Annotated in this window: 19 protein-coding genes; 9 read left to right on the top strand and 10 right to left on the bottom strand. The window is 68.2% G+C overall.

Annotated elements, in window-relative coordinates; genetic code table 11:
• Window positions 1-67 precede the first annotated feature (67 nt).
• Window positions 68-676, top strand: a complete 609-nt coding sequence (locus ACFYPA_RS26435; protein WP_389134633.1) for a dihydrofolate reductase family protein — start codon at window positions 68-70, stop codon at window positions 674-676.
• Between the two features lie 273 nt (window positions 677-949).
• Here ACFYPA_RS26435 and ACFYPA_RS26430 read toward each other — a convergent pair whose 3' ends face one another.
• Together ACFYPA_RS26430 and ACFYPA_RS26425 are read right to left on the bottom strand one after the other, a co-directional pair.
• Window positions 950-2,623: a cellulase family glycosylhydrolase gene (locus ACFYPA_RS26430; protein WP_389134513.1), complete on the bottom strand. Its 1,674-nt coding sequence runs from the start codon at window positions 2,621-2,623 to the stop codon at window positions 950-952.
• A 278-nt stretch (window positions 2,624-2,901) separates the two neighbouring features.
• Window positions 2,902-3,645 (bottom strand): TioE family transcriptional regulator, encoded by a 744-nt coding sequence (locus tag ACFYPA_RS26425; RefSeq protein ID WP_389134510.1) that lies wholly within the window; start codon window positions 3,643-3,645, stop codon window positions 2,902-2,904.
• A gap of 57 nt (window positions 3,646-3,702) precedes the next feature.
• Between ACFYPA_RS26425 and ACFYPA_RS26420 the strand changes: the two genes are divergently transcribed.
• Window positions 3,703-4,911, top strand: a complete 1,209-nt coding sequence (locus ACFYPA_RS26420) for an erythromycin esterase family protein (RefSeq protein WP_359351547.1) — start codon at window positions 3,703-3,705, stop codon at window positions 4,909-4,911.
• A 64-nt stretch (window positions 4,912-4,975) separates the two neighbouring features.
• On the opposite strand, the gene ACFYPA_RS26415 is transcribed toward ACFYPA_RS26420, so the two are convergent.
• The gene (locus tag ACFYPA_RS26415) at window positions 4,976-5,509 is read right to left on the bottom strand and encodes a GNAT family protein (protein ID WP_359082396.1); all 534 of its coding nucleotides are present in this window, start codon (window positions 5,507-5,509) and stop codon (window positions 4,976-4,978) included.
• A 254-nt stretch (window positions 5,510-5,763) separates the two neighbouring features.
• Here ACFYPA_RS26415 and ACFYPA_RS26410 point away from each other — a divergent pair, with 254 nt between their 5' ends.
• Window positions 5,764-6,363 carry a TetR/AcrR family transcriptional regulator gene (locus tag ACFYPA_RS26410; RefSeq protein WP_389134506.1) on the top strand — a complete coding sequence of 200 codons (600 nt, stop codon included), beginning with the start codon at window positions 5,764-5,766 and terminating at the stop codon, window positions 6,361-6,363.
• A 76-nt stretch (window positions 6,364-6,439) separates the two neighbouring features.
• On the opposite strand, the gene ACFYPA_RS26405 is transcribed toward ACFYPA_RS26410, so the two are convergent.
• Entirely contained in the window at window positions 6,440-7,063 is a 624-nt protein-coding gene (locus tag ACFYPA_RS26405) for a histidine phosphatase family protein (RefSeq protein WP_359316881.1), read from the bottom strand.
• Window positions 7,064-7,291: 228 nt separating this feature from the next.
• On the opposite strand from ACFYPA_RS26405, the gene ACFYPA_RS26400 reads away from it, so the two are divergent.
• Complete coding sequence (locus ACFYPA_RS26400) at window positions 7,292-7,912, top strand: HAD family hydrolase (protein WP_389134502.1); 621 nt, start codon at window positions 7,292-7,294, stop codon at window positions 7,910-7,912.
• Between the two features lie 245 nt (window positions 7,913-8,157).
• Window positions 8,158-8,328 (top strand): hypothetical protein, encoded by a 171-nt coding sequence (locus ACFYPA_RS26395; RefSeq protein ID WP_389134500.1) that lies wholly within the window; start codon window positions 8,158-8,160, stop codon window positions 8,326-8,328.
• On the opposite strand, the gene ACFYPA_RS26390 is transcribed toward ACFYPA_RS26395, so the two are convergent.
• Window positions 8,322-8,858: a hypothetical protein gene (locus ACFYPA_RS26390; protein WP_389134497.1), complete on the bottom strand. Its 537-nt coding sequence runs from the start codon at window positions 8,856-8,858 to the stop codon at window positions 8,322-8,324. The two genes, ACFYPA_RS26395 and ACFYPA_RS26390, sit on opposite strands and share 7 nt — an antisense overlap.
• On the opposite strand from ACFYPA_RS26390, the gene ACFYPA_RS26385 reads away from it, so the two are divergent.
• Window positions 8,857-9,174: a hypothetical protein gene (locus ACFYPA_RS26385; protein ID WP_359082402.1), complete on the top strand. Its 318-nt coding sequence runs from the start codon at window positions 8,857-8,859 to the stop codon at window positions 9,172-9,174. The genes ACFYPA_RS26390 and ACFYPA_RS26385 overlap by 2 nt on opposite strands.
• Window positions 9,175-9,678: 504 nt before the next feature.
• Entirely contained in the window at window positions 9,679-11,010 is a 1,332-nt protein-coding gene (locus ACFYPA_RS26380) for a PQQ-binding-like beta-propeller repeat protein (RefSeq protein WP_389134494.1), read from the top strand.
• 417 nt (window positions 11,011-11,427) lie between these two features.
• Here ACFYPA_RS26380 and ACFYPA_RS26375 read toward each other — a convergent pair whose 3' ends face one another.
• The 3 genes from ACFYPA_RS26375 to ACFYPA_RS26365 all read right to left on the bottom strand — a co-directional run bounded on the left by ACFYPA_RS26375 (window position 11,428) and on the right by ACFYPA_RS26365 (window position 13,818).
• The gene (locus ACFYPA_RS26375; protein WP_389134491.1) at window positions 11,428-11,658 is read right to left on the bottom strand and encodes a hypothetical protein; all 231 of its coding nucleotides are present in this window, start codon (window positions 11,656-11,658) and stop codon (window positions 11,428-11,430) included.
• A gap of 183 nt (window positions 11,659-11,841) precedes the next feature.
• Window positions 11,842-12,948 carry a cell wall protein gene (locus ACFYPA_RS26370; protein ID WP_359082405.1) on the bottom strand — a complete coding sequence of 369 codons (1,107 nt, stop codon included), beginning with the start codon at window positions 12,946-12,948 and terminating at the stop codon, window positions 11,842-11,844.
• A 297-nt stretch (window positions 12,949-13,245) separates the two neighbouring features.
• On the bottom strand, window positions 13,246-13,818 hold the full coding sequence (locus ACFYPA_RS26365; protein ID WP_359082504.1) for an ATP-binding protein: 573 nt from the start codon (window positions 13,816-13,818) through the stop codon (window positions 13,246-13,248).
• Between the two features lie 293 nt (window positions 13,819-14,111).
• Here ACFYPA_RS26365 and ACFYPA_RS26360 point away from each other — a divergent pair, with 293 nt between their 5' ends.
• Window positions 14,112-14,957 carry a helix-turn-helix transcriptional regulator gene (locus tag ACFYPA_RS26360; RefSeq protein ID WP_359082406.1) on the top strand — a complete coding sequence of 282 codons (846 nt, stop codon included), beginning with the start codon at window positions 14,112-14,114 and terminating at the stop codon, window positions 14,955-14,957.
• Complete coding sequence (locus ACFYPA_RS26355; protein ID WP_359082407.1) at window positions 14,957-15,151, top strand: DUF397 domain-containing protein; 195 nt, start codon at window positions 14,957-14,959, stop codon at window positions 15,149-15,151. The genes ACFYPA_RS26360 and ACFYPA_RS26355 overlap by 1 nt, the downstream gene beginning before the upstream one ends.
• Window positions 15,152-15,527: 376 nt before the next feature.
• Here the strand turns inward: ACFYPA_RS26355 and ACFYPA_RS26350 are convergent, their stop codons facing one another.
• Both ACFYPA_RS26350 and ACFYPA_RS26345 read right to left on the bottom strand, forming a co-directional pair.
• On the bottom strand, window positions 15,528-16,382 hold the full coding sequence (locus ACFYPA_RS26350; RefSeq protein ID WP_359082408.1) for a DUF6551 family protein: 855 nt from the start codon (window positions 16,380-16,382) through the stop codon (window positions 15,528-15,530).
• A 414-nt stretch (window positions 16,383-16,796) separates the two neighbouring features.
• Window positions 16,797-19,943 carry a DUF3427 domain-containing protein gene (locus tag ACFYPA_RS26345; protein WP_359082409.1) on the bottom strand — a complete coding sequence of 1,049 codons (3,147 nt, stop codon included), beginning with the start codon at window positions 19,941-19,943 and terminating at the stop codon, window positions 16,797-16,799.
• Window positions 19,944-20,522 lie beyond the last annotated feature (579 nt).

Below are 20,522 nucleotides of genomic sequence, written 5' to 3'. Positions count from 1 at the left end.
GTTGCCGCCCGTGGGGAATACGCGCGCCGCCCCCGCGGCTGGCGCGTCAATGGACGAAAGGCCCTACGTGCGCAAGCTCGTGTACTACATCGCCTCCACACTCGACGGCTTCATCGCCGGTCCGGACGGCGCCGACCCCAGCGGGCCCGACGGATTCTGGCCGATCCCCGGGGACTACATCGCGCACATGATCGCCGAGTTCCCGGAGACCCTCCCGGGCCCCGCCCGGGCCGCGCTCTCGATCACGGCGGAGGGCACGCACTTCGACACGGTCGTCGAGGGACGCCGCTCCTACGAGATCGGCCTCAAGGCGGGCGTGAGCGATGCCTATCCGCATCTGCGGCACATCGTCTTCTCCCGGACGCTGGGGGAGAGCCCCGATCCCGCAGTGGAGATCGTCGCCACCGATCCGGCGGCGCGCGTACGGGAGTTGAAGCAGGAGGAGGGCAAGGACATCTGGCTGGTCGGCGGCGGCGAGCTGGCCGCCTCCCTCTACCCGGAGATCGACACGCTGATCGTCAAGCTGAGCCCGCTGACGATCGGGGCGGGCATCCCGCTCTTCTCCCACCAGGCCCCGTTCCAGCCGAACGCCTGGACGCTCGCGGACCACAAGGTCCTCGACAGCGGGGTGGCGTTCCTCACGTACGAGCGTGCCACGACCACCGACACGAACTGACGGACCGTCAGAGTAACTCGGACCAGGGGGCCCTACTCCGGGGCCGCTCCAGACGGCCGGTGTGCGGCCGACGTGTGCCGGACGTCGTGCGCCGGGCCGCCGGCGTACGTGCTTGCGAACCCGGCACACGAAGACGCCGGCCGGTGGGGCGAGTGCCCTGCCGGCCGGCGATACCCGGGGTGCCCGCCGTGCCGTGACAGCGCGTCCGGGACACCCGGCCAGGCCCGTCCGCGTGAGGTCGCGGCAGCCTGGGCTCGGGGCGGTACTACTCCGTCACGCGGCGGTGCACGCGGCGCCGCTGAGGGTGAAGGCGGCCGGGGCGGCGTTCGTACCGCTCTGGCTGCCGGTGAAGCCGACGGTGACCGAGCCGTTCGCGGCGATCGTCGAGGTGTACGACGCCGGGGCGACGCTCACCGAACCGCCGGTCTGCGTCGGGGTCCCGCCCCACATGTTGGTGACCTTCTGGCCGTTGGCGAAGGCGAAGCCCAGCGTCCAGCCGTCGATGGCGGCGGTTGTGGCGTTGCGGATGGTGATCTCGCCCTGGAACCCGCCCGGCCACTGGCCGACGATCCGGTAGCCGACGGAGCAGCCGCCCGTCGGCGTGCTGCCGCCCTCGTCCGTGGTGACGCTCACCGTGGCCGAGCGCGCCGAACGGTTCCCCGCCGCGTCACGGGCGTACACGGCGAACGTGTACGCGGTGTCGGCGGTGAGGCCGGTGACGGAGACGCTGTTGGTCGCGGAGGCGGCCACGGTCGTCTCCGAGGTCCCGCTGACGCGGACGACGTCGTAACCGGCTACGGCAACGTTGTCGGACGACGCGGTCCAGGTCAGGGAGGCGGAGGTGGCCGTCACCGCGGAGGCGGCCGGGGTGCCCGGAGCGGTCGGGGCCTCGGTGTCGTCCTCCGAGGCGCCTCCGTAGACGGTGGCCTCGCGGGAGGTCTGGGCGATGCCGTCGGCGCCGTGGAAGATGCGCTCGCCCCAGGAGCTGAGCCGTGTCGGGTCGAAGCCGATCGTCAGGTCCAGGATGGGGTCGGTGTTGCCGCTCCAGGACCAGGCGATGTAGCCGAGCTCCAGCTGCTCGGCGGTGGCCATCATGGTGTCCTCGTCCGGGTCCCCGTACTGGTCGGCAGGGCCTCCGAACTCACCGATGACCAGGGGGAGTCCGGCGTCCACGAAGGCGTGCAGGTAGTCGGTGACCTTCTGGGCGGTGTTGTAGACGCTGTACATGTGGATCGAGAAGATCAGGTTGCCGGTGGTGTCGGCGTCGTACACGGCCTGGGCGTTGTCCCGCATGACGCCCTGCCAGTCCTGGCCCCAGTTGGGCGCGTCCACCATGATCGTGTGCGCGAACCCGGCCGCGCGCAGCTTCTGGATCGCGGCGGTCGTGGGTGCGGTCCAGCCGGCGGGATCGGTGTTGCCCCAGGGCTCGTTGCCGATGTTGATGATGACGTAGTCCTCCTGGCCGGCGAGGACGTCCTTCAGGCTGATCCAGTAGTCGGCGGCGTGATCGAGCGTGCCGGCGGCGGCGTCCTCCCCGTAACCCGTGGTGTCGTGCACCTCGAGTACGCAGATGAGCCGGGTGGCCTTGCACTGGGCGATGACGGCTGCGACGTCCTCAGGGCTGTTCTTGCTCCAGCGGAACCCGTCGGAGAGGACGACCCGGACGGTGTTGGCGCCGGTCGCCTTGATGTCGGCCAGCGACTGGGTCTCGCCGGGGTACCAGGTGTGGGCGTGGTTGACCCCGCGCATGACGAAGTCGTTGCCGTTGCCCTCGACGAGACGCCCGTCGCTGATGTGCAGCCCGGTCGCGGCGGCGTGGGTGGCGGCCTGCGCCGGGGCGAGGCCGCCGAGGGCGAGCAGCCCGAGGAGGGTGACCAGGGCGGTCAGGAGGGCGGTGACGGGATTCTTGCGCGCTGGGTTCTTCGCCGTGCTTCTTGCTGTTCTCACTGCGGCTCCAGGGGATGGGCGGGATCAAGAGCTGAGCATCGACAGACGTTCCGGGGCTTCGTGGGAGCGCTCCCACATTTGCGCGATCCCATGAAGCCATCCAGTCAGGGGCACGTCAAGACATCGGACCGATTCGGCACCGAGCCGGTCGCCTGTTCGTGCCCGGCGCCCCCCGACGCGCACCGGCCCGCCGCCATGCCATGCGCCCCACCCGTGCCGCGTGCGGCCGGCTCCACCGCGGAACGCGGCAGCCGGGAAGCGTCCCGGAAGCGGGCGTCTCAACCGCGCTCGCGGAGGTACGTCTCCAGCTCGGCGGCCCCGGTCAACAGCGCCCGCCCGCGGGCCGAAAGCCGGGCGCGCCAGTCGTGCAGCGCTGCCTCCAGCGGCTCCAGCCCACCGGCCGCCCGCACCTGCGCGATCAGCGGAGCGATCTGCTCCAACAGATAGCCACCCCGCCGGAGTTGGTGGACCAGCTGGGCATCCCGTACGTCCGCCTCCTCGTAGACGCGGTAGCCGGTCTGCGGGTCGCGGCGCGGGCGCACCAGCCCGGCATGCTCCCATGCGCGCAGCGTCGCGGGGCGGAGGCCGAGGCGCTCCGCGAGAGGCCCGATGAACGTACGGCCGGAGCCGGACGCCGGGCCGGGCTCCGCCGCCTCGGCACTACCGAGGCCGCGGAGGGCGTTCTCCACGGCCTGGAGGGTCCGGCGGTCGTCGAGGAGCTGGGCGTGGCTCTCGTCGATGAGGCGGAACGCCTCCTCGGCCCCGCCCCCGTTCACGGCCCGCATGACCGCCGTCGCCGTCGGGTGCCCGTGGCCGGGCACCAGGGCGAGGAACGCGCTCAGGGCCGTCGCGTGCAGGGAGGTGTACGTCCGGTAGCCGTGGGCGGTGCGAGCGGCGGCCGGGAGGATGCCGGCCTCCTCGTAGTTCCGGACGGCCTGAGTGGACAGGCCGTGTGCGCGTGCCAGGTCAACGGGCCTGAGCCGCTCACCGCTTTGAGGGTTATGACTCGCCTCCCTGGCCATATCCCACCCATGTCGCGCAAAAGTTTCAACCGAGGCTTCAACGATACCGTTGAAGGCATGGCTACCGACATCAAGGACGCCGTCCACGCCTTCGAGGCCTCCGCCGTCATGGGACTGTTCCCGGCCCGCCCCCGACTGCTCGCCCTGGGTGAACCCACCCACGGCGAGGACGCTCTGCTCGACCTGCGCAACGAGCTCTTCCGGCAACTGGTCGAACAGGAGGGCTACCGGACGATCGCGATCGAGAGCGACTGCCTGAGGGGACTGATCGTGGACGACTACGTCACCACGGGCACCGGCACGCTCGACGACGTCATGGAGCACGGGATCAGCCACGGATGGGGCGCCTCCGAGGCCAATCGTGAACTGGTGCGCTGGATGCGCGCCCACAACGAAGGCAGACCCGCGTCCGAACAGGTCCGCTTCGCCGGCTTCGACGGTCCGCTGGAGATCGAAGGCGCCGCGAGCCCGAGGCAGGCCCTCACGGCACTGCACTCCTACCTCGTCGGCGCCGGGGTGGACGCGGACCTGTTCCCCTGCACCGCTGAATCGCTCGACCGCCTGCTCGGCGCCGACGACCGGTGGACCGAGCCCGCCGCGATGAGGGACCCGTCCCGGTCGATGGGGCGGTCCGCCGACGCCGGCCGGCTGGGGCCGCTCGCCGACGACCTGGTGGCACTGCTGGGTGAGCAGGCGCCACACCTGCTCGCGGCGACCTCGGCCGAGGCCGGGGACCGGGCCCGCCTCTACGGGCGCACCGCAACCGGCCTGCTGCGCTACCACTCCTGGATGGCCGACACCTCACCCGGCCGCCTGGCCAGGCTGGTGGCCGTACGGGACCGGCTGATGGCCGACAACCTCCTCGCGCTCGCCGCGCGGGGGCCGGTGCTCGTCCACGCCCACAACGCCCATCTCCAGCGGGAGATGAGCTCGATGCGGATGGACGGGAAGCCGCTGGAGTGGTGGAGCGCCGGTGCGCTGGTGAGCGCCGAACTCGGCGACGCGTACGCCTTCGTGGCCACGGCACTCGGCACGATCGGGCACCGGGGAGTGGACGCGCCGCCGCCGGACACGGTCGAGGGCATCCTGTACGCCCTCGCGGAGGAGCGGTGCGTCATCGATGCCCGACAACTGGCGTCCGCCTTAGGCGATATGGTGCCCGCGCCTCGCGTATCCCCCTGGTTCGGCTACGCGGCTCTCGACCCGGCCCGCCTGGCGGGCAGCGACGGGATGGTGTTCGTCAAGGACGTCGTCCGGCAGGCCTAGAACGTGTCGGGCTCAGGCGGCGGGCCCGCCGGTGAGGCGTGGCCCGCCGGCGGCCTGTCCGGCATCAGGACGCGGGCCCACCGGCCAGGATCCTTTCCCAGAACACTTCGTCGCGCCACGCGCCGTCGGCGTAGAAGTGTTCATGGGCGGTGCCCCACGAGGTGAACCCGTGCTTGCGGAGGACCGCCTGGGACGCGAGGTTCTCCAGCTGGGTGTGCGCCTCCAACCGGTGCAGGCGCAGCTCGTCCTCGGCGATCCCCAGCGCCAGGCCGACGGCACGGCTCGTGTGGCCGAGCCCCTGGTGGAGGGAGGAGACCCAGTAGCCGAGGAAGCCCTTCTGGAACGGGCCGCGCAGGATCGAGCTGATGCTGACCTGCCCGATGACGTCCCCGTCGCAGACCACGACGCCGGGCCAGGTGAGCCCGTCGCCGTGGGAGGCCAGAAGGGACTCGATGACCGCGGCCTGCCCGTCGGGTGTGTAGAACTCCGGCGGTTTGGCGGGCAGCCAGCGCGCGTAGTTCTGCCGGTCCCGGGTGCGCAGATCGGCGAGGGCGGGGCCGTCGGACGGCTTGATCAGGCGGATCGACGTGGAGTTCATGGGATGTCCTGCTCGTCCTGGTGGTCTCGGAGGGGGAGGCGGGGAGGTCGCCCGACGGCGGCGCCGGGGTGAGCGCGGTCCGAAGGCCTGCCCGGAACGGCGTCGCCGCCGTGGACTTGCGGCCGCCGCGGCAACCTGCCGCACCCGCATCCGCATCCGCTTCCCGGCCATCGAGGCCGCAGCAGGTGCCCCCGTGCCGACTCGATGCCGGGCGACACGCATGGCCGTACGGCAACGGAACGTATCGTATGTATATGACCCGCATCCAAGCTGTAGCAACGGTTGGCCGCCCGGAGGATGCGGAGGTGACGCGCCGGATCCTGGGCGCGACGGTCGAGCTGATCTCCGAGGTCGGTTACGGCGGCCTGCGCGTCGAGCACGTCGCCCAGCGTGCCGGTTGCGGCAAGGCGACGATCTATCGGCGCTACACCGACAAGGCCGGCCTGGTGGCGTCCGCGGCGATGTCGGTCCTGGAAGTGGGCGAGGCGCCCGACACCGGCAGCCTCGAAGGCGACCTCCTCGAGCACGCGCTGGTCAACCACCGGAACCAGCAGCGGCAGGGGCCGTCGGCGGAGTCCCGGAGCGGGCTGCTCGCGATCTTCGAACCGGAGGTGTTCCCGTTGTTGTGGGAGCGGTACTTCAGGAACCGGCGGAACCAGGGGGTGGAGATCGTCGCGCGCGGCATCGCACGCGGCGAGATCGCCGCCGGTGCCGATGCGGATGTGCTGCTCGACGCGATCGCGGGTCTGACCCTCTACCGGGGGACGGTCAAGCGGGTGGACATCCCTGTCGCGCATTACCGGTCCGTCATCGCGGCGCTCGTTGCGCACCCGCCACGTGTGGTCGCGGAGTGAGCGGCACCCTTTCGAGGGTGACCTCGGACAGCGGTGCGCGGGGCGGCCGCCGGATACGGAGCGGCCGGTCCCCGCATCAGATGTGCAGCTCGGGCGGGAACGCGGTCGCGCGCAGCTCCGCGGGCAGGTGACCGGTGTCGTTGTAGAGGAGTACGGAGGCGGGCCGCCCGGGTGCGTACCGGATGACGGTCAGCGCGGCGTTGGCGTGATAGAGCCCCATCCAGCGCCACGGCGGAGCGTCGAGGGCGTCTCGGACGAGCCAGCCGACCAGGAAGTTGTGCGTCACGAGCAGTTCATGGCGAGGCTCGTCACCGTCCACGGGCCCGGTGAACCGGGCGAGAGCCGCCCGCGCCCGCTCCGGCCCCTGTTCGCGTTCCTCGGCCGGGAACTCGGCCAGCCTCGCGATCATGGAGTCGGCCGACTCCGGGGGCAGTTCGTGCGGTTGCGGCAGGTACGGGATGTAGTCGCCGGCCTGTTCGGACACCAGCAGGGGCACGCCGTCGAGCTGTTCGCGGATCAGCCGGGCGGTCTGCGTCGCCCGGGGGAGCGGACCGTGGTGGATGGCAGTGAGAGGGCTGCGCCGAAGCCGCTCGCCCAGCAGCACGGCCTGCCGTCGGCCGATGGCGGTCAGTTCGCTCTCGTCCGGTGACGCCTCTCCGTGGCGTGTGAGGTAGAGGTAGCGGGCGGCTGTTCCAGTCATGGAGGTGAGATCCTCTGTCGGGTTCCGGTGACCTTGCGCGCGTCTGGACGGACGGACGCGCGCATGCGTTACGTGGTTCCCGCCGCGTCACCCGGATCCCGTGGACGGACCGCACGGTCCCCCTCATGCTGTTCTGGGTCGGCCTGGTGCCGTCGGCGGCGACGATGTGGTGCGACCGACCGGGGGCCGGATGAGGCCGGACGGCCGGATGAAGAGGGAGACCGAGGAATGACAGCGACCACGGCCTGTGTCATTTTCGACATCGGCGGCGTACTGGAGATCACCCCGGCGACGGGGTGCGTACAACGCTGGGAAGAACGACTGGAGTTGCCCCCGGGCGCGGTGAACGAGCGCATGGGCGACGTATGGCAGGCCGGAAGCCTCGGGAGCATCAGCGAACAGCAGGTGCACGAGCAACTGGCCGCCCGCCTGCGACTGGACGCGTCCCAGGTCGAGGCGTTCATGGCTGACCTCTGGACGGAGTACCTGGGCTCGCCCAACGAGGAACTCATCGCCTATGTGCGAGGCCTCCGGGGGAAGTGCAGGCTCGGCATCCTGAGCAACAGCTTCGTCGGTGCCCGGGAGAGGGAGACGGCGCTGTACGGGTTCGACGAACTGGTCGAGCAGATCGTCTACTCGCACGAGACAGGCATCGAGAAGCCGGACCCACGCGCCTTCGAGGCCGCCTGCGCCGCCTTGGGTGTGCGGCCGGAGAGCTGCCTCTTCATCGACGACCTGGCGGTCAACGTGAGGGCTGCCGAGGCGGTGGGCATGCAGGCGCACCTGATCGAGGACAATGCCGGAACGATCGCGCGCATCGCGGCACATGTGGACGCGGGGCGGCACTGAAGCCCGACATGCGACGCCCTGCCTCGCCCCACCCCAACCGGCAGTTTTTATGCACCACTTGGTGCGGCCGGTCACGCAGGAGGCAGTGGAGGTCCGTGCACAGATGCGGCCGCTCGTACCGGCTCCGGTACGAGCGGACGGGAGTCGGGAAGGCGCCCCTCGGGTCCTGGTTGGGATGACCGACCGACCACCCCCGCCGCCGCCCCCCGACAGGGTGTGCGGCCGACAAGGAATCGGAAGGTGCCATGGGAAAACAGCTGGTCGTCGCCGCCCGGCACGGCGACGTCGAGGTGATCGCCGGCCGCGCCGGTCTCGCCGTGACGGAGCGGGGGCACGGACACCGCGTACGAGACGAGGCGACGAGCAACGCCCGAAGGGCCCGGCCGCTTCGGCCGAGCCCCGGACAGCCTCAGTAGTGCCACCGGTTCGCGCTGGACTGGTAGCCGCACGTGATCCTTCGTCCGGCCGCGTCCGTGGTCGACGCCCCGACGTCGGCCTTTCGGCAGAACTGTCCGGCGCGGTAGCAGTTGCCGGCGTTGGACCGGATGCTGCACACCTGCGTGGTGGAGTCGCCGCCGCTCGTCGCCGTACTCCCACCGGAGCTGCCGCCGCTGCTGCCGCCGGATGAGGAGGACCCGCCGCTGGTGGACGTACCACCGGAGCCGCCGGACCCGCCGGACCCGCCCGACCCGGACGACCCGGACGAGGCGCGCGGCGGGTTCGCACACGACTCGTCGGCCTCCACGATCTTGAACGTGAGCCTGGTGGCCGTGCTGTACGTACCGGCCGAGAGACTCTGCGAGCACACCTTCCAGTTGGTGGTGTGCACCACGGAGCGCCCCAGCTCGCTGGCGTCCTTGTACGACACGGACTTGACGTGGTGCCCGCGAGCGTCCGCCACGGCCTTGCGGAGGTTCCACCCGGCGTAGTCGCCCACCGTCGCCATGACGACGACGGGCTTCTTCGAGGGAGTCGCGGAAGGCGACGCGGAGGCGGTGGCGGGCGGGGACGTCGAAGCCGTGGCTGAGGGGGAGGCCGAAGCCGTGACGGAAGGCGAAGCCGATGTGCTCGCCGAAACCGAAGCCGACGACGTGTCCTCGCCCCCGCCGGAGCACCCCGAGATGCTGACGGAGAGGGCCACGAGCCCGACCACCAGGGCCCCGTACGCCCGGCGCGCCTTGCTCCTGTTCTTCATGCCCTGGCCACCGTTGGATATCGAATACCTGGACGCATCTCGAAGAGACATGCCACCCACCCCCTAGTTCCCGTTTCCCACCACTGCTGCGGCCCGACGCCCGCGTGTGACGCGGCGATACGGGCCGAGCCCCGAGGCGTAAGCCACTCAGAGCGTCAGATCGGTGAGATCTTATGACTGTTGTGAGGAATCTGTGTGCATGGTGTCGCTATTTCGTGATGACGCTTTGGTCTCGGACTGCTGCGAGCGTCAACGCTTCGGCACGGCGGCGGCAGCGGCGGCGACCGCACCCTGCGGGCCCCCGGCCCTCGCTGCGAAGAGGGGGGAAGCCCACCCCCGGCCGCCGCCCGCCCAGGCGGGTAACGATCAGCGCCGCCTCATCCGCATCCAGCGGTCAGGGAGCAGCCCGTACAACGTTGCGCCGCTGACCACGGCAGGGCTCTCGGCCCCTTGCGGCTGGCCTGCCCGGACACCGCCGCACGGTAGGGGGCCTGCTGTTCCGTGACCGAATCGGTCGCCGTTCGTGCTCCCCGCGAGCAGTGGTCCCGTACATGGTGGTGCGGGGGTTCTCATGCGCAGACTGCTTGGTCTTCTGATACTTCTTCCTCTGCTCGCCGGCTGCTTCGCGCCCGGTCCACCGCGCATCGAGGCGAGCCAGGAGACCGAAGAAGCGTTCCGTGTGCCGTTGCCCGTGCCGACGGATCCGTCGGGCGGTTGGGCGCTGGTGAATCGTCACCTGGGGGTCATCGGCCAGGGCAGAGTGGTGGCGAGGGTCGACGAGGACGGCAAGCTCCTCTGGCGTACGACGCTGCCGGACCAGTTCGCACTCACCGGGCGGCCGGGCCGGACGCATGCCGCCGCGACCCCGATCGACGGCCCGGTGCTGCTCGTCGGCGCAGCCGCATCCGGCCGGTTCCCGAGCATGGCGAAGATCGATCCCGTCTCCGGCCGCGTGACGCGGCTCGCCCCGCCACCGGCCCGAACCCCCGGGAAGCTGCGGTTCGTCAAGGTCCTGTCGAGTTCGGGACTCCCCTTCCAGGCGGTGGCCGCCACGTGCCTGACCGGGTCGTCCTGCACGGTGACCGCGTGGGACGCCTCCACCGGCAAGGTCCTGTGGAAGTACCGGACCCGTGGCCCGGCCGTCTTCGCCGCCCCCTGCGACCAGGGGAAGCAGGCGAAGGGGCCGGCCTTCACCCAGAACTGCGAGGTGCTGGCCTTCGTCGCCGACGGCCGCCTCGTGACGCTCCTGCGCGGCGCGGACCGGCCCCACGCAAGACCCATCGAGCCGTCCCGGGGCGGTGTCGCCGAGGTGATTCCCACCCGCTACCGCGTCCTCGTGCTATCCGCCCCGCACGGGCCCGACTGCCGCGCACGGGCAGCGTCGTACGACCTCACGGACCAGCCCACCGGCTCCGCCCCGGCCTGGCAGCGCGCCTTCACCTGGGACCAGCCCCAGGCGTCCGTCCGCGAAGGCTGCCGCCGCGATCCGTCGATCCCCCTCCTCGTGGGCTACCGACTGACCCTGCCGGACTCGGCGGGCGCCCTGGTCGGTGACGACTACCACGGCACGTTCCCGCTGCGCCTGAAGCCCGGCGAGTACCCCGTTGCCGTCGGCGCCGAAATCTTCGCCCATCGCGCCGACGGCAGTTATCGCGATCCGCGCACCCGGCCGTCCGGCCATCCCCGCATTCGTCCCGAAGAGCTGACCGCCGACGCGCGGGAGTTGGGGCAGGGCGCGTGGTACGTGCCCGGCAGGGGCCGGAAGGGCGAGATCATCGCCGTCGACGTCTACGGAAAGATCACCTGGCGGCGTACCAGCAACGGGACACCGTTCTTCCTCAGCAGCAACCGCCTTGTGTACGCGGAGGGCTCGCACCTCGTCGCGCTCCGCGCCTCGGACTGATCGCTCGCGCGTGCTTGCACGTGCTCGCGGGGAGGGGCTGCCTGCGAGCCGCGGTACCAGATGGCGAATCCGAGAAGGGGGCACTGCCCGGCGGCCGAGAGCGAGGAGCGGATACCGACTCCAGCAGACTTGCACTGACCCCGCAGCCCATGTGAAAGGCCCCGTTCCTGCCGCGGCAGGAACGGGGCCTTTCATGGAGCGCTGGGCAGGCCTTGCACCTGCATCTCCCCGCAGGAAGCGGGGCATCTTTCCTTGGACGACCAACGCACAGGCAACCGCACCGCCGAAGCGGAGCACGCCGTCAAGATCAACTATAGCCCATGTCCCCGGTCAAGGGGCCTATCGGGAGGAGGCGGGTCGAGAGCCGCGAGGGGCCCTCCCCGAAGCGCACGGGAAGGGCCTGAACGTTTCAGTCTTCTACAGACCCCGGTCCCTGTTCCACCGGCTGATGTGAATTGCATAGAAGACGTTGCCGATGCCCCCGGTGAGCATCAGCAGCCAGAAGTGGGCCCATGGGCTTTGGCGTCGTCGCCGGACCACGAAGCCGCCGGCGACCGCCGAGGCAGAGGCCGAAGCCACCACGTTGTTGTTGATGATGATCGGAGGCATTGCGGCGTGAGGAGGCTGCTGATCCGAAGCTTTCATCATGGCGATTCCTCTGTGTGAAATTCGGCGTGCGGACGCACGGTAGAGCCGCAGCTCTGGTCGCCGACGCGGAACAGCCGTCATGTCACCCGGTCGAGGTCCATCGCGCGGGCGACCGCCCCTGGGTGATGAACATCTGGCGGCCGCCACCCGGGCATCGTTGTGCTGTCGCCACACATGCCCGTCTCACCTCCTACCCCCACCATTCGAAGCACGCTTGCCCGCGTAGCTGCACAGGCGAGTGCCGTAGAGGTCCAAGGCGTCATCGGGGTCCGTGGCGTAGTGGTCGGCGATCTCCGCCCACCGGTCCCAGCCGTAGAGGCGGGCGTGGCGGCGATCGTCGTCGGTGCGCTGCGGTTCGGGGAACTCTTTCGCCGTGGCGCGTTGCCGAAGCCACGCCTGCCATGCGGGATTGCCGATGGGCTCGGCGGTGTGCGGGTGGAGGTTGGTCGACCGGGCTTCGTACGGAGTGGCAGTCGTCCGTTCACGGAGATGCGCGCTGATGTACGCGGCGGGCCGAGCGGGGCGCCAGTCGAGCCACCAGGAGGTCAGCTCTGCGGCGATGTCGTGGGCGTCGAGCCCCTGGTCGATCAACGGCCGCAGTGCGTAGGCCAGTCGGCGCAGCCCTTCGATTTGCGCCCAGGGGATGTGCGGCCGGACTCGCGCGGCGATCCGGATGTCGGCGGCGACCTGTAGCGGGCTTCTCGGCGTTGGGCCTCCGGGGCGGGAGGTGGCCCGGGGCTTCGCGCGCCTGCGCGGGGTGTCTTTGCACTTCTCCGCCGCATCAGTCTTAGGTACGCGGGGGTGGGGGCCAAGAGATTGGGGCTCACGCACCCGGTGATCAGGGGTGTCCGCTGCTGAGTTGTCCACAGGCAGTCCCGTCATCCCGACCACCCGGGCCCGGAACCCCTGTCCGTCGAGCCGGTTACCGTGCGCCCGGTCGTAGACGTACGGGATGGTGGCCGCGTACACCGTCGCCGTGCCCGCGTACGCCCGCCCGGGGAGCCGCAGATTGCGTCGTGACCCGTGTCGTGCCCAGGCCAATGCCCCCAACTCCCGGAGATATCCGACGTGACGCTTGACCGTCGCTCTCGACAGAGCGCAGCGCGTGGCTGTTCCGTCGAGGTCGTACAGGACGGTCCCGGCGATGTAGTCCATCCGCCGGGCCAGGTCCCGCGCGACGCGTAACGTCGCCTCGCCGGCCTTCGGATGGAGCCCGGCCTCCTCGATCAGCCACACCACGGCTCGCAGCCAGGCCCGGGGCTGGGCGTGCCGGGCGGTGGTGGCGGACACCTCCTGCAACGGGCGCGGGACCAGTTGCCAATTTGGGTCCAGGCATGGCTGAGAGGCGCGGCGCGAGGCCGCGCCGAGAAGACGACGCATCACGGTCCAGGTAAGGGAGGGAGGGCCACGGCAAGAATCGGGCGCGGCGGGAGGTACGGCGTGAGGCAGGTGGGCGAGAGAACACCACCACGGCTTGGCTCGCCGTTCGCCTCGGGTGGGGGCGCCCTACTCCAGGCGTGGAGGCGAGCTACGGCCCGACCGGTGCGCCGGTCGGGCCGTACGTCTGGGCGCTGCGCCCACGGCGACTCAAGCCGCCCCTTCCACCTCGGACGCAACCTCGAAGAGGAACTGCGCACGGTCAAGCGCCTCGTCAGCGTCGCAGCCATGCGCCCTCAGCCAGAGCAGAAGGTCTGCGATCAAGCCGGTGGCCGCTTCCGCGGCTTCCTTCACACTCATCGGCCCGAGCTGTGAGGACTCCCGGCGGTCTCCCAATGCACAGAGGCTCAGCAACGTTTCTGCCTTGGCCACCTGTTCATCAGTGAGATGACCGTCGGCCGACTGCAAACCTGTGGCGAGTTCACACCATGTCGTCTTGGAGACGCCCCGCACGATCACTCCCCACCGGACCGCAACTCCCTCCACCAGGCGCATACCCCGCCCCCGCTCCTCCAGGTCGGCCGCTCTGACAAGCCTTGGAAGTCGCTGCCCGTCGGGGTCGCTCACCTCAATACGCAGGCAGCCGCCGTTCATGCTTACCGCCAGGCAGGCCGAGGTTCCCGCACCCACGTGCTTGATCACGTTGCCCGTGAGCTCAGTTACGCAGACCTGAGCCGCGTGGGCCATCGACGAGAGACCCCATTGCTCAAGGTGGAGACGCATCACTCGGCGCAGGCTGGCAAGCCCCTCCGCCTCAGCCAGGAATGGCAGCTCCCACCTCTTACGCTCGACACCAAAGCGACACCCACTCATACCGGTCACCTCTCGCGCTGCCCGACGGTCACCCTGTGTACCCGTCACGCTCCATAAGGTGTCAGTGAAACTCTCAAAATGGAACTCTCAGCCGCCATTTTCGGGGGCGCGCTGCGTTGGCGCACGCCCCCGGCGTGCGCCACCTTGCCTGCGAGACTCGTCCCCATGCACCCTCTCGGAGACCGATTTGAAGGGCCGAAGACATGCCAGTTGGACCAACCACGCGCAGGCGTCAACTGGGAGCCGATCTGCGTCGACTCCGCGAGGCGAAGAGCCTCACTTTGGAGGAGGCAGGCGCCCGCGTAGGCATCTCAAAGGCCACTCTGAGCCGGTATGAGACGAAAGAGGGAGTGGTCAAGTGGCCGGCCGTAGACGCCCTTTGCCGCGAGTACGGTGCCTCTGACGAGGAGCGAGATTCACTGGTCCTCCTAGCGAAGGGTGCTCGCATTCAAGGCTGGTGGCGCTCCCTTGCTGATCCCATCCCCGAGTCCATGAATCTCATGCTGACCCTCGAAGACGAGGTGGTGAGCGAGGGGCACTATGCCTGCATGTACGTTCCCGGGTTGCTTCAGACGCGTCCGTACGCAGAGGCGGTTCACCGTGCATCAGAGATGAGATGCACTGACCACGAGATCAATCACATGGTCGATATCCGGATGAAGCGCCAGGAGCTTCTTACACGAGACGAGCCGCCGCACCTCTGGGCAGTGATCGATGAGGCCGTCATCCGACGGATGGTCGGAGGACCCACTGTCATGCGAGATCAGTTGCAGCACCTGCTCACGGTCTCGGCCGAGCCCCACGTCACCATTCAGATCCTGCCGTTCGCGGCAGGTGCACACGCCGCGGCGGTCGGCAGCTTCGTCATCCTGGGTGGGGCTACGCCTGAACTCGACGTCGTCTACGTGGACATTATCGGCGGCGGGCTGTTCATGGAGAAGCCGCAGGAACTCGAACGCTATAAGTTGGCGTTCGAGTACTTGCGCGCGCAGGCGATGGACCTCGAGTCCTCTGCCGCGCTCCTGAACCAGGTTTGCGAGGAGCTGTGATGGAGCACGAGGACGCCCGGTGGTACAAGTCGTCTTACAGCGGCGGAAGCGGCACAGAGTGCGTTGAGGCTGCCTTCACCGCCGTCGGCACCCTCGTGCGTGACAGTAAGCGTCCGAGCGACGGACACTTTCAGGTCGACACCGGGGCTTGGGCGCACTTTGTCGGATCGGTGCGCGAAGGTGAGTTGCAGTGAAGCAGAACTGGGGCCGGCAGGGCGTCGGGTGGCCGAGTAGCGCTTGGGGGGCATGGAAGAGGCGGCGATCTACCTGATCACCGACCTTCTCCAATGGCCGGGCGTGCACGGCTGCGATGCGGACGAGGCGCTGGACCGGGTCCCGGTTCCCTTCGAGGCGGACTTGGGCGCGGCCTGTGCCGGAGTGGCTGGCAGAGCGCGCCGAGGACTCAAACGCGGCGGGGCGGGCGCTTGAGGGGATCCATCGCAGCGTCTATGGGCCTGCCGGAAGCAACGCCTTGATTCCTGGCAGGCCCTCAGCCCGCGGAGCACCCGAGGTTAGAAGCCAACGCGGTGCCCCTCACGCCCGAGGCGTGAGGGGCGGAAGACTGCTGGGCTACTCGAAGATGTTCGGAAGCGGGATGCGGTTAACGCGGCGGTTAGCGTTCCATGCGGAGGCAACGGCCAAGTGAGCGGCCTTAAGCCGTCCCTTGGTGCCGTCGGCGCGAGTGTTGTTGTTGGTGGCGATGGTCTGAATCTTCGCCTTGAACGCAGTCGGGTCACCCTGGCGCTTGAGCTTTTCCGCCAACTCCATGGGCTTCAACTCAGGGTGCTTGGACATCACCGTGGCGATGCCTCCGATGGTGACAGCGTGCCAAGTGTCTGAGGTGCGGCCCCAAGCATCCTCGGCAATGGTAAGTGACTGGTCCAGGATCTCAGGGCCCTGGTCCATGACGATGTTCAGGATTCCTTTAATGCCGCGCACGCCATGCGCGGAGCTGCTGCCAACCTTGAGCTGGTGCTTCTCCAGGACGGTGTTGGTGTCCACGAAGAGGGGGTGCCCCGCCATCACGCCAATCCTGAACTCGTCGTTTGGTCCGACCTTGGAGGACTCCTTGTTCTTAATGATGAACAGGGACGCCTCGTTGGCCATCGAGAGGTCAGAGTGGACTTCACAGGTGATGGTTTGGACCGCCTCGCGAACCGCCTCCGATACCGAGACCTTCCCGGCCAGAATGAGCTGGCACGCATAGACGCGATGCATGCCGTCCACTGCGTACAGACCGTCCTCGCGCTGCGAGAGGATCGGCGTCCCGAGGGCGGTGGGGACCAGTTTCTCGGCGATGGCCTGCGCACGCGCCTTGTTGAGGTTTCGCTGGGCGCGGGGGTCGAACCTGATACCCGTCGGGTCCACCTTGACGTACTCAATGGGGTGGTTCGGGATGTCGTACGTGTAGTCCTTGCTGGACAAGCCTTCTCCTTTAGTGTCAGCACCCCGATGGGGGCGACAACGACACATGTCAGCTCCCGTACGCGGGAGACGGCGACTTAGCGACGTTCAAGGTACCGGACAACCACGTTTGGGTACATGAGTTCGGGGGCAACCGCTGAACGCCGGGCAGGCCATGACCGAGCGTCAGGGAGGCACTTTTCTCCGCCGGATCTGGGTCTAGCGCGGTATCGCGCACCTCAAGTATTGGCGGCCCCTGCCCGGACGACTCGGCCATCGAAAGCACAGGAGCTACACCGTCCAGGCGATCGCCAGCTTGTTGGCCCACCAGCGAAGCGTGATGCCCGGAGTTCGAGTGTTCTCCTCGAAACCGCACCGCTCAGCGCGCTCGAAATCTCACCGCTCACTGTGTGGGAGCTCGTAGGGCAGGGGGCGTCACCCAGCGGCAATTGCTGAGTACGTCCAGACGTCTGCCGTCATCTCGTGGCGCAGTTTCCAGGTAATCGCCATGGGCTTGCTGCCCTTGTGCGTCACGTAATCCGCTGGGCCCAACAGCATCCAGGGCTGCGGCCCTCCGATGTCTGTCTTCTTGTACCGTCGGACAAAGAGGAGCACATGGGTCCCCTTTTCTCGGTGTGTCCGGTAGCGAACGCCTGTCGGGGACGTTTCTGAAGTTTGGTTCTGGGACTCCCAGTGGAATTCGAACTCGTTTAGTGCATAGTCCTTGTACCGGGTCTCGGGAGAGAAGTCCTTCTCATCCTTCTCCAGGGTGATGAGAAGGGCATCCGTCTGGAGGTTGTCGCACCACTTCACGCCTTCGCGGAAGTGCCCAGGCATGAAACCGTCCACGCTGGACTGCCCAAGGGCAGGGAGGATTTCCTCGCGGCTGTACGACGCGTGGACGGCCAGGGGGAGATCGCCATGTGTGCCGAGTAGCGGCAGTGGTAGATGGTCGGCGAGGTTGAGGACGTGGGCCAGGACCTGGCGGACCTCGTCTCGGAAGGCTTGTTGCGTGCGCAGGGTGTCGAAGCCCTCTTGGTAGCTCGTGAAATCTCCACCCAGGGGCCAGAGCGAGAAGAAGAACATGCGGGCGTACGCCTGCTCCGGGCCGGTCAGTTGCTTGTACGTAGGGGCGTCATCGATGAGGAGCTTCGTGTATGCCGCGACGCGGGCCGGGTCGTCGACATGGAGGAAGGCTGATACGCGCTTGAGGAGCGCCGCCTCGCCGTCGGGAGCGATCGGATCGAGGAGCTTGGCGCGGCGGAGAAGGCCTGTCCACGAGTTTCCGTTGCCTCGGTAGAGCTCCTTGAGCTCTCGCCCGCTCTCCGTGAGGTAGTCCGCAAGGCGCGGTTCCGCGTAGGCAGCGACCTCGCGGGCGAGCTGGGTGACGTTGATGCCGATCTGACTGCGGATGTTGTCGAGAATCAGGGCCTTGGCCTTGGTCTCCAAGATGATCTGGCAGCCAGATGGAAGCTGGGGGAAGTCGTCCTCGATGTTGTCCACGAGACGGCTGCGCGTGAGGTTGGTGAGGGCACGGAACTGTTCCTCGAACCGGAACTCCTTGCGGTGCTGACCGATGAAGTCGAGGACAGTGAGAACGGCCTTGGTCTCGGTACGGCGCAGCCCACGTCCCAGTTGCTGGAGGAACACCGTTGCGCTTGAGGTCGGTCGCAGAAGAAGCAGGGTGTCGACATCGGGGATGTCGAGGCCTTCGTTGAGCAGATCTACAGAGAAAATGACTTGGAGAGTCCCGGCACGGAGCTCGTCCAGAGCCGCCTTGCGGTCGGGCTTGGGGGTCTCGCCGGAAAGCGCGACGGCGTTGAGGCCGGCGCGTTGGAAGAAATCAGCCATGAAGTGGGCGTGGGCCACTGACACGCAGAAGCCCAGAGCCCGCATGGTGCCAGGGTCGGTGACCGTGTCCTTCACAGCCTTGACGACGAGCCTGGCGCGGGCGTCGTTACCTGTGAAGAGGTTGCTGAGAGAGCCTGCGTCATACGCCCCTCGCTTCCACACGAGGGAGCTCAGGTCAGTGTTGTCGGTGACGCCAAAGTAGTGGAACGGACTCAACAGTTCGTTCTCAAGCGCTTCCCAGAGCCGCATCTCGGCCGCGATCCGGCCGTCGAAGAACTCATCCTGAATGTTCAGCCCGTCCATGCGCTCTGGGGTGGCGGTGAGGCCGAGCAGCTCTTGCGGGGTGAAGTGGTCGACGATTCTTCGGTAGGTCGATGAAGTGCCGTGATGGAATTCATCGATCACGATGACATCGAAGTGATCTGGAGCGAGGCGCTCCAGGGCGCGGGCGTTGAGAGACTGCACGCTCGCGAAGACGTGGTTCCAGCTCTCGGGCACCTCGCCGCCATAGAAGAGCTCGCCAAAGTTCGCATCGACCAGCACGTTCTGGTACACGCGCAAGGACTGTTCCAGGATTTCCTTGCGATGGGCCACGAAGAGGAGGCGTGGGTCCCGCCCCAGCTTCTGTCGCAAGTACTTGTAGTCCAGGGCTGCCATCACCGTCTTGCCCGTGCCAGTGGCCGCGACGAGTAGGTTGCGGCTCCGCTCGTGGACGGTTCGCTCGACTTCAAGGCGTTCGAGCATGTCGCGCTGGTGGGGGTACGGACGTACTTCCAGCCCGGAGAGTGTGATGACGTGGCGACCTTGCTGGCCGCCCGGGCCACCTGCGTGAGAAAGCGCCTCATCCAATCGTTGTGCGTCGCTATCAGGGTCGTACGACTCGAAGGAGCGCTCACTCCAGTAGGCGTCGAAGGTCGCCTCGAACTTGCGCAGCACCGACGGGGTCGCGACTGACGATAGCTTCACGTTCCATTCGAGACCGTCGAGGAGCGCAGCCTTGGACAGGTTGGAGCTGCCGACGTACGCGGTATCGAAGCCGCTGTTCCGACGGAAGAGCCACGCTTTCGCGTGCAGGCGCGTCGAGCGGAGCTCGTAGTTCACCTTCACTTCAGCGCCGAACTCGCGAACCAGTCGATCGAGGGCGCGACGTTCAGTGGCTCCGATGTATGTGGTGGTGAGAACCCTGATGGGGACGCCGCGATCGCGGGCTGACGTGAGCGATCGCTCAAGTACCCGCAGACCGTGCCACTTTACGAACGCGCAGAGCAGGTCCACGCGGTCTGCTGTCGCCAGCTCCGAGCGGAGTTCAAAGCCCAGGCTCGGGTCTTCTGGCGAGTTGGTGATGAGGGCGGTCTCGGAGAGAGGAGTGGCAGGTCGGATGGCGTAGACACCCGGTGCTTCCTGCTCCGCAACAGCGAGTAGCTGCCGAGGCCCGTCGATGACTGCATCTGCCCCCTCAACGACACCTTCGATGGCGCTCAGAGATTCAAGGATGTGGTTCGCGACCACGACCTGCTCCCCGGGCTTGAGCCCTTGCAGCGCTTGCCGCACGGTGTCCGCGATATGGCGGGACAGAACGTGGGGGGTGGACTCGACTCCCACGATGCCGTCGACCGCGCGCAAACCCGCCTCGTCGAGCTGCTTCATTCGTTGCTCAAGCCGCCGAGTAATCAGCGTCTCGTGCAGCCCGGCGACCGGTGCCGATTCCCCTGACGGAGCCTGGCTGGGCATGGCTGATCCCCCTCATTTCGATCCCTAAGTACGCAGTTGTATCAAGGGAGGCTGACAAGCCCTGGTCGAGCGTGCGTGATGCGAGCGGCTAAGTGCTGTCCCGTAATCCCTGGTGGATCAGCGTGCGGCGTCAGATGCGGTGCATCGCAAGGCGGAGGGGCGTCCGCATACTGGATGTATTCGGGCATTCCGACAACGCGGCGGGGTGCCGTAGCTGTCGTCGTGCGCCCGCCAGGGATTACGGGACAGCCCTTAGCCCCCGGACCACGCCGCGGCAGGTACGGGCACCGGCGAGTGATGCGGCGCGGGCCGGGTGCGGCCGTCCAGTGGGTGGGGCAGGTGCTTTCCCTGTGCGCCGTGTGCGCGCTGCACAGGACGTGAGAGCGGTGAGTGGGCAGCGTGAGCCGAGGCGGCCGAGAGGGATTGGGCCCCATGAGCGGCAGCGAAGAGCGACTGGCCGTTCTGGAGCGCAGGGTGCGGGAGTTGGAGGACGGCGAGGTCGTGAGTACGGCGACAGGTGGGTGCGCACCGAGGGCGGCCGGCGGCTCGGTTGCCGGGACTTCGACATGAGGATCCGGC

This window comes from Streptomyces sp. NPDC005775 (genome assembly GCF_042871565.1).
Classification (GTDB): domain Bacteria; phylum Actinomycetota; class Actinomycetes; order Streptomycetales; family Streptomycetaceae; genus Streptomyces.
The sequence above is the reverse complement of the archived record's forward strand: the minus strand, read 5'-3'. Positions and strand labels throughout refer to the sequence as shown.